This window comes from Aquabacterium parvum, assembly GCF_001447195.1.
GTDB lineage: Bacteria > Pseudomonadota > Gammaproteobacteria > Burkholderiales > Burkholderiaceae_C > Aquabacterium > Aquabacterium parvum.
In genome coordinates this window covers 1-273 of sequence record NZ_LFRI01000575.1, presented here as the reverse complement: position 1 = coordinate 273, position 273 = coordinate 1, and the positions used below count along the sequence as shown (strand labels likewise).

The 273-nt window shown below is 60.1% G+C and carries 1 pseudogene; it reads right to left on the bottom strand.

Annotated elements, in window-relative coordinates:
* Positions 1–273, bottom strand: a pseudogene (locus ABG80_RS23140) (protein rep); the annotation flags it as partial.

Genomic DNA, 273 nt, shown 5'->3' with positions numbered 1-273 from the left:
ATCGGTCAGCTCTTCCGGCACCTCGACACCTCGGAAGCACCCAGCAGAACCAAGAAGGCGTTTCCCCTTGAGCGTCTGAAAGGCATGCCATGTATCGGCAACCGGCTGATCGCTGAACTTGACGGCGTACTTGAAATCCTCCATGAACCCCTCGGCGGGATCTCCAACGATGGGCCGCACATCAACGATGAAGCTGTCCCCGGTGATCTGGTGCCAATCCCGCGACAAGCGCTCCTGGCTGGGCTCGACCTCGGCCAAGGCGATCATGTGCAG